At 64.2% G+C, this 8,019-nt stretch carries 6 protein-coding genes and 1 tRNA gene; 4 read left to right on the plus strand and 3 right to left on the minus strand.

What is annotated here, in order from left to right:
- Positions 1 to 126: 126 nt before the first annotated feature.
- Positions 127 to 1,950, minus strand: coding sequence for a glutamine--fructose-6-phosphate transaminase (isomerizing) (gene glmS / locus H926_RS0116790; RefSeq protein ID WP_022677350.1), 1,824 nt, complete (start codon positions 1,948 to 1,950; stop codon positions 127 to 129).
- 176 nt (positions 1,951 to 2,126) lie between these two features.
- Entirely contained in the window at positions 2,127 to 3,509 is a 1,383-nt protein-coding gene (gene glmU, locus H926_RS0116795) for a bifunctional UDP-N-acetylglucosamine diphosphorylase/glucosamine-1-phosphate N-acetyltransferase GlmU (RefSeq protein ID WP_022677351.1), read from the minus strand.
- Positions 3,510 to 3,570: 61 nt separating this feature from the next.
- Here glmU and H926_RS0116800 point away from each other — a divergent pair, with 61 nt between their 5' ends.
- On the plus strand, positions 3,571 to 4,242 hold the full coding sequence (locus tag H926_RS0116800) for an HAD-IA family hydrolase (RefSeq protein WP_022677352.1): 672 nt from the start codon (positions 3,571 to 3,573) through the stop codon (positions 4,240 to 4,242).
- On the opposite strand, the gene H926_RS0116805 is transcribed toward H926_RS0116800, so the two are convergent.
- Positions 4,200 to 5,201, minus strand: coding sequence for a DNA topoisomerase IB (locus H926_RS0116805; protein ID WP_043610060.1), 1,002 nt, complete (start codon positions 5,199 to 5,201; stop codon positions 4,200 to 4,202). The two genes, H926_RS0116800 and H926_RS0116805, sit on opposite strands and share 43 nt — an antisense overlap.
- A gap of 148 nt (positions 5,202 to 5,349) precedes the next feature.
- Between H926_RS0116805 and yghU the strand changes: the two genes are divergently transcribed.
- The 3 genes from yghU (at position 5,350) to H926_RS0116820 (ending at position 7,919) form a co-directional block, all read left to right on the plus strand.
- The gene (gene yghU / locus H926_RS0116810) at positions 5,350 to 6,216 is read left to right on the plus strand and encodes a glutathione-dependent disulfide-bond oxidoreductase (RefSeq protein WP_022677354.1); all 867 of its coding nucleotides are present in this window, start codon (positions 5,350 to 5,352) and stop codon (positions 6,214 to 6,216) included.
- Between the two features lie 123 nt (positions 6,217 to 6,339).
- Positions 6,340 to 6,414: transfer RNA gene (locus H926_RS0116815), tRNA-Gln, on the plus strand.
- 218 nt (positions 6,415 to 6,632) lie between these two features.
- Positions 6,633 to 7,919 carry an integrase arm-type DNA-binding domain-containing protein gene (locus H926_RS0116820; RefSeq protein ID WP_022677355.1) on the plus strand — a complete coding sequence of 429 codons (1,287 nt, stop codon included), beginning with the start codon at positions 6,633 to 6,635 and terminating at the stop codon, positions 7,917 to 7,919.
- Positions 7,920 to 8,019: the final 100 nt, after the last annotated feature.

Raw genomic sequence — 8,019 nt, forward strand, 5'->3', positions numbered from 1 at the left:
AGAAGGCCCTGCTTTTGCGGGGCCTTTTTTGTTGCTCCCCTCCCGCGTGCGGGAAGGGCTTCCCTCTAGACTCCCCTCCCGCTTGCGGGAGGGGCTGGGGGAGGGCCTGTTAAGCCCCCCACTCCATCACTCCACCGTCACGCTCTTGGCCAGGTTGCGCGGCTGGTCCACGTCAGTGCCCTTGGCCACGGCAACGTGATAGGCCAGCAGTTGCACCGGCACGGCATAGACCAGCGGCGCGATCAGCGGGTGCACCTTGGGCATCTCGATCGTGGCAAGGCAGCCCTCGCCTGCTTCGGCCAGGCCTTCCGCGTCAGAGATCAGCACGATCTTGCCACCACGCGCGCGCACTTCCTGCATGTTGGAAACGGTCTTTTCGAACAGCGGCCCTGACGGCGCGAGCACGATCACCGGGACGGATTCGTCGATCAGCGCGATCGGCCCGTGCTTCATTTCGCCCGAGGCATAGCCTTCGGCGTGGATATAGCTGATTTCCTTGAGCTTGAGCGCGCCTTCCAGGGCCAGCGGATAGTCCGGCCCACGGCCCAGATAGAGCACGTCGCGCGCCGGGGCGATCAGCGGGGCCATCGCCGCGATTTCCTCGTCATGCGAGAGCGCCGCGTTGAGCGCGGCCGGCGTTTCGGCCAGCTGGTTGACGATCAGCGCCTCCTCTTCGCGCGTCAGCCGCCCGCGTTTGACCGCCAGGTGCGCCGCCAGCGCGGCGAGCACGGCAAGCTGGCAGGAAAACGCCTTGGTCGAAGCGACGCCGATTTCGGGTCCGGCATGGGTGGGCAGCAGCAGGTCCGCCTCGCGCGCCATCGAGCTGGTCGGCACGTTGACGACCACGGCGATGGTCTGCCCGGCGGCCTTGCAATGACGCAGCGCCGCCAGGGTATCGGCGGTTTCGCCCGATTGCGAGATGAACAGCGCCAGGCCACCGGGCTCCAGCACGGGATCGCGATAGCGGAACTCGCTGGCCACATCGATGTCCACCGGCAGGCGGGCAAACTGCTCGAACCAGTATTTCGCCACCATCCCGGCGTAATAGCTGGTGCCGCAGGCGACGATCGTGACGCGGTTGATGCTGGCCAGGTCGAAATCGATCTGCGGCAACGACACGGTCTGCTCCACGCGGCGCAGATAGGAACGCAGGGTCTGCGCCACCACGATCGGCTGCTCGAAGATTTCCTTCTGCATGAAGTGGCGATAGTTGCCCTTCTCGATTGCGGCGGCGGTTGCGCCCGAAGCGACGATCGGCCGGGTGACCGGCTGGTTGTTCACATCGAACACTTCGACGCCGTCACGGCGCACGATCACCCAATCGCCTTCTTCCAGGTACGACACCCGCTGCGTCAGCGGCGCGAGCGCCAGGGCATCGGAGCCCAGGAAGGTTTCACCCTCGCCATAGCCAACCACCAGCGGCGAGCCCAGGCGCGCGCCGATCAGCAGATCGGGATGCTGGCGGAACGCAATGGCCAGGGCAAAGGCGCCGCGCAGCTGCGGCAGCACGGCCTTGACCGCCTCGGCCGGGCTCTTGCCCGCCTCCACCAGCTCCGAAACCATGTGCGCCACCACTTCGGTGTCGGTCTCGCTTTCAAACGTGCGGCCGCGCGCGATCAGCGCCTCGCGCAGGGAGCGGAAATTCTCGATGATGCCGTTGTGGACCAGCGCCACTTCGCCGGTCGCATGGGGGTGTGCGTTGCTGGTGGTGGGGGCGCCGTGCGTGGCCCAGCGGGTGTGGGCAATGCCGATCAGGCCCGGCGCGGGATTGACCGCCAGCTCCTTGACCAGGTTGTTGAGCTTGCCCTCGGCGCGGCGGCGCACGAGTTGCCCGTCGAACACGGTGCAGACCCCGGCGCTGTCATAGCCGCGATATTCCATGCGACGCAGGCCATCGACCAGCCGGTCCGCGACTTCTTCCTTGCCGACGATTCCGATAATTCCGCACATGGATTGGGGCCCACACTTTCTTCAGGATTGGGAGATAACGCGAATGGCCGGCATCATGGCCGGATAATTCTTGGCATTTCGTGTCTGTCCGGCCTCTTGCGACCCGCCTGCTTTCGACCGGGTGAACCGGCAGATGAATTCGCGGACATGATCGCGGCCGGGTCAGGCAAAGGGGCCTACTTCTTGCCTTCGGCCTTCTTCTTCTTCATCGCATCGTGAAAGCGATCGGCCCAGCCCGGCTTGACCAGTTGCTCGGCCCGCACCAGGCGCAGTTCTCCATCAGACACATCGCGCGACACCGCGCTGCCCGCCGCCACGATGGCATCGGCGCCAATGCGCACGGGGGCGATCAGCGCAGAGTTGGAGCCGATGAAAGCGCGCTCGCCAATCACCGTGCGATACTTGAAATAGCCGTCATAGTTGCAGGTGATCGTGCCCGCGCCGATGTTGGCGCCGGCGCCCACTTCAGCATCGCCCAGATAGGTCAGGTGGTTGGCCTTGGCACCGGCACCCAGGCGCGCGTTCTTCACTTCCACGAAATTGCCCACGCGGCTGTTCTGCTCCAGCGTGGCGCCGGGCCGCAGGCGGGCGAACGGCCCCACCGACACGCCGCTTTCCACGGTGCAGCCTTCGAGATGGCAGAACGCGTGGATCACCACATTGTTCGCAACGGTGACACCTGGACCAAACACCACGTTCTGTTCCACCGTCACATCGCGGCCGAGCACGGTATCATGCGAGAACCACACGGTTTCGGGCGCGACCAGGCTGGCGCCGTCGGCCATTGCCACCAGGCGGCGGCGCTGCTGCCAGCGGCCTTCGGCCTGGGCCAGTTCTGCCCGGCTGTTGATTCCGGCCACTTCGTCGGGATCGTCGGTCACCACCACGGCGCTGGTCTTGCCCGCGGCATTGGCCACGTTGACGATATCGGTGAGGTAATATTCGCCCTGGGCATTGTCGTTGCCCACTTGCGCCAGCAGCGCGAAGAGGTCGCCGCCCTTCACCGCCATCAGCCCGGAATTGCACAGCGTGCAGGCGCGCTCGGCCTCGCTCGCGTCCTTGTGCTCCACCATCTTCACCACGCGGTCACCCTCGGCGATGACCCGGCCATATTGCAGGGCATCGTCAGGGCGGAAGCCGAGCACGACCACGGCCGGGGCATCGGCCGCATGCAGCCGATCGAGCATGGCCTGCATCGTCTGCGCGCGCACAAACGGCACGTCACCATAGAGGATCAGCACATCGCCAGCGAAACCGGCCAGCGCATCTTGGGCCTGCTGCACGGCGTGGCCGGTGCCCAGTTGCGGTTCCTGCACCGCAATCGTGGCACTGCCGCCCAGCGCCTTTTCCAGCTGGTCACGACCATGGCCGGCCACCACCACCTGATGCGCCGGCGCCAGTTGCGCCGCGCTGGCCATGAGATGCAGCAGCATCGGCCGCCCGGCGACCGGATGCAGCACCTTGTGCAGATCGCTTTTCATGCGGGTGCCCTTGCCTGCAGCAAGGATGACAAGAGCGAGAGGAGCGGTGGCCGAGGGCGACTGGGTTTGCGTGGTCATGGCTGCATCCTTGCCAGCTTATGCTTGCAGTTTCCAGAACGGGTGGGCACTGGCTTGCAACATGACCGATTTTCCATTTTCCATCGTTGGGTTCGATCTGGACGGCACCCTATGCGATACCGCCGCTGACCTGGGCAACGCGCTCAACCGCACGCTGGAATATGCCGGGCGGCAGACCTTCCCCCTCGATGTGGTGCGCCGCTTCATCGGCGGGGGATCGGGGCAGATGCTGCGCAATGCCCTGGCCGAAAGCGGCGGCTATGACGAGGCAGAGTTCAAGCCGCTGCAGGATCGCCTGTTCGCCTATTACGGCGAGGCGATCGCGGTGCATTCCCGGCTCTATCCTGGCGGGGCAGAAATGCTCGACGCACTGGCCGCGCGCGGCGTGACCGTCGCGGTGGCGACCAACAAGCGCGAGGAATTCGCGCGACAGTTGCTGGACGAACTGGGCCTTTCACCCCGCTTTGCCACGATAATCGGCGGCGATACGCTGGGCCCGGGCAAGGCCAAGCCGGCGCCCGACATGCTTGAGGAAATGATCGCGCGCTGCGGTGGCGGCCGGGCCGCGTTCGTGGGCGATACCACGTTCGACATTGGCGCGGCGCGCGCGGCAGGCCTGCCGGTCGTGGCGGTCAGTTTCGGGTTCCATGACCTGCCGCCGCCGCTCCTGGGTGCCGACGCGGTGATCGATCACTTCGATGCGCTGGTGCCAACGCTGACGGCGCTGGGCTGAGCATCGAGCAGCGCGAGCAGCCCACGCTCGTCGCGCGAGAGCCATTGCGTGGCGCGGGGCAATCGCAGCCCCGCGCGCCATTCCGCCTGATCGGGCACGAGGGCCAGCACGGCGGGATGGATGTAGCTCTTGCGGGCAATCGTGGGTGTATTGCCCAGCCGATCGGACACCTGCGCCAACAGTTCCTTGAGCGGCACGTTCTGTTCGGCATGGGCCAGCGCGCCAAATGCCAGAACGCTGGCATGCCAGGTGCGGAAATGCTTGGCGGTGAATTCCGCCCCGGTCACGCTGCGCAGCCAGGCGTTGATGTCGGCCGAGCCGACCGGACATGGCGCGCCATCTTCGCCCAGGTACTGGAACAAGTGCTGGCCGGGCAGGTCCTGCATTCGCCGAACGAAACGCACGAGGGCGCGATCGGTCAGGCGCATGTCCCGCTCCACGCCCGACTTGGCGCGGAAGCGCAGCCGCAGGCTTTGCCCGCGCAGTTCGACATGCTTCATGCGCAGCGTCGTGGCGCCAAAGCTGGCGTTGGCGCGGGCATAGGCCTCGTTACCGATGCGAATCGCACCGGTGTCGAGCAGGCGGACCACCGAGGCGATGCAGCGTTCTTGGCTGAGCCCCCGGCCCGATAGCGCCGCTTCGACGCGGGCGCGAATTTTGGGCAGCAGCGCGCCGAATGCCGCGCAGCCGTCAAACTTTTCCGCCTCGCGCGCGGCGCGGAAATCGGGGTGATAGCGGTATTGCTTGCGGCCGCGCGCATCGACACCGGTCGCCAGGATATGGCCATGCGGCATCGGGCAAAACCACGCGTCGCGATAGGCCGGCGGCAGCGCCACCGCATTGAGGCGGTCGATCTCTGTCCGGTCGGCGATGCGTTGCCCGGCATGATCGCGATAGCACCATCCGCGCCCCGCACGCCGCCGCGTGATGCCCGGTGCACTATCGTCCACATACACCAGTCGGCTCTTGCCCGATTCCTGCAAAACGGCTTTCCTGTTCAACGCTTGCCTCTCCGACAGGCCAACGCCACAACATGTCTTGCAGTTCCCCCGGCGCCTCGTCAGAATGATAGGCAACCTAACAAACTTCCGTTGCAGAGGAACGACCATGTCCGAAGAATATACGCCGCCCAAGGTCTGGACCTGGGACAAGGCCAACGGTGGTGCTTTTGCCAGCGTCAACCGCCCCACGGCCGGCCCCACCCACGACAAGGATCTGCCGGTGGGCGAGCACCCGTTCCAGCTCTATTCGCTGGGCACGCCCAATGGCCAGAAGGCCACGATCATGCTGGAAGAGCTGCTGGAAGCCGGCATTGCCGAAGCCGAATACGATGCCTGGCTGATCAAGATCTTTGAAGGTGACCAGTTTTCATCGGGCTTTGTCGATATCAACCCCAATTCCAAGATTCCCGCGCTGGTGGATCACAGCGGCGCCACCCCGTTCCGCGTGTTCGAATCCGGCGCGATCCTGATGCATCTGGCCGAAAAGTTCGGAAAGTTCCTGCCCACGCAAAACCCGGCGCGGGCGGAATGCCTGTCGTGGCTGTTCTGGCAGATCGGCTCTGCCCCGTTCATGGGCGGCGGCTTTGGCCACTTCTACAACTATGCCCCGATCAAGATCGAATATGCGATCGATCGCTATGCCATGGAAACCAAGCGCCTGTTCGACGTGGCCAACCGCCGCCTGGCGGAAAGCCGCTACCTGGGCGGCGAAGACTACACCATCGCCGACATTGCCGCCTATACCTGGATGGGCAATCTCTATCGCGGCGAAGCCTATGGCGATGCGGCCACGTTCCTTTCGATGCACGAATACGAGCACGTCGGCCGCTGGGTGGGCGAGATCGACCAGCGCCCCGCCGTGCTGCGCGGGCGCCTTGTGAACAGCGCCAAGGGGATCGCCGAACGCCACAGCGCTGCCGATTTCGACAGCCTGCCGCCCGAAAAGCTCAAGGGCATCGTCAAGGGTTTCTGACCGCCCTGAAACTGGTCCGCGGCACCTGCCCCCTCCCCTTCGGGAGGGGCGCAGGCATCGCCAAGTTATCCCCAGCTACCCCCTTCCCATTCACGATTGGCCCGCTATAAGCGCGCGCTCTGCTGGGGCGTCGCCAAGTGGTAAGGCACCGGTTTTTGGTACCGGCATTCGCAGGTTCGAATCCTGCCGCCCCAGCCAATATTGCGGCCCATTTTGACCAACAAGGTCTCATGGCGTCGCAAAAAATGTACTGTTTTCAGCGACTTATTTCGTATATTCTGCCCCACCCCGGAGCCATTCCGATCAGGCAGTTTCATGCGATTTGTTGGTCACCCTGTTGGTAAAAACAGGCCTCGAAGGCAGTGCAAAGGTCCTGGCAGGATCGGATCCGCGACAGCTGAGCCGGAGTCCCGACCATGCTGACCGATCAACTCATCATTTCCCTTGTTGCCCGGACTTCGCCGATCAAACGCTCAGACGGTGGCGGCCTGCACATCGTCGCCATGCCCAACGGCAAGAAGCGCTGGCGCCTGGCCTATCGGTTCGACAACAAGCAAAAGACCGTCGATGGCGGCGAGTATCCTGGGACCAGCCTTCACCGCGCCCGGGTCTGGGCGGAAGAGATGAAGGAACTTGTCGCCAACGGCGTCGATCCGATCGCCCACAAGAAGGAAGCGAAGTTCCAGGTCGCGGCCAATCAGACGACATTCGCCACACTGGCGCGTGAATGGATCGAGGCACGCCGGCCAGCTTGGTCGCCGCGCTACGCGCGATTAATCGAGGGCCGCCTGCAGAACGACATCCTCCCCATCATTGGGGACAAGCCGATCAGATCGATCCTGCCTCGCACCATGCTGGAAGCGCTCCGGGTCATCGAAGCGCGAGGGTCGTATGAGATGGCGCATCGCATCAAGAACCACTGCAGCGAAATCTTCCGCTTCGGCATTCCCGACGGGCGCTGCGAAAGCGATCCCTGCCGCGATCTGTCGGCGGCGATGATCAAACCGCCGCCAGTGCGCCACCGCGCCAAGATCGAGATCAAGCAGCTCCCGGAATTCTTTGCCCGTCTCAACGCCGACGGTGGCTCGCGCATGAGCCATCTCGCGTTGCGCTGGACGATTCTCACGATGGTGCGGACCCAGGAGACTCGATTTGCGCAGTGGAGCGAATTCGAAGGGCTTGGCGGTCAAGAACCGCTCTGGCGGATACCGCCGGAACGCATGAAGATGCGGTCGGAACACCTGGTTCCGCTCCCGCCTCAAGCCGTCGCTTTGCTGCGCGAGATTCGCGATGCCAACGTCTACGGTCGCGCGGGCAACGAACGCCTCGGGAAATTTCTCTTTCCCGTCGCGGGTTCACGGTCTGACGTGATCAGCGAAAATCGGATGCTCGAAGTGATGTATCGGATGGGGCTGCGTGGCAAAGCAACGGTGCACGGCTTTCGATCCTTGGCCAGCACTGTGCTCAACGAGTCGGGCAAATTCATGCCCGACTGGATCGAGATGCAGTTGGCGCACATGCCCCGAGGCGTAAGGGGCGTTTACAACTCGGCACGCTACATCCCGCATCGGCGCGAGATGATGGCCTGGTGGGCCAAATATCTCGATGCCGCCGAGGAAGCGGCCCCGATGGCTTTGGAGGGTTTCAAAATCGAAAAGCGAAAAGCGGACAAGGCGTTGGCCTGGTTTGAGACCCAGTGGTAAGGCGAATTTGACGTTTATGACTGACCCCCTAGTCGGATCAACGGTGGCGGCGGCTCGGTATGCGCCATGCCAGACGGGCTGACGTGCTCCCCTGAAATGT

Origin of the sequence: Novosphingobium sp. B-7, assembly GCF_000410615.1 — a bacterium.
Taxonomy (GTDB): domain Bacteria; phylum Pseudomonadota; class Alphaproteobacteria; order Sphingomonadales; family Sphingomonadaceae; genus Novosphingobium; species Novosphingobium capsulatum.

Excerpts from the sequence above, each read along its gene's own strand:
- glmS (WP_022677350.1), bottom strand. The coding sequence starts at position 1,950 with ATGTGCGGAATTATCGGAATCGTCGGCAAGGAAGAAGTCGCGGACCGG.
- glmU (WP_022677351.1), bottom strand. The coding sequence starts at position 3,509 with ATGACCACGCAAACCCAGTCGCCCTCGGCCACCGCTCCTCTCGCTCTT.
- H926_RS0116800 (WP_022677352.1), top strand. The coding sequence starts at position 3,571 with ATGACCGATTTTCCATTTTCCATCGTTGGGTTCGATCTGGACGGCACC.
- yghU (WP_022677354.1), top strand. The coding sequence starts at position 5,350 with ATGTCCGAAGAATATACGCCGCCCAAGGTCTGGACCTGGGACAAGGCC.
- H926_RS0116820 (WP_022677355.1), top strand. The coding sequence starts at position 6,633 with ATGCTGACCGATCAACTCATCATTTCCCTTGTTGCCCGGACTTCGCCG.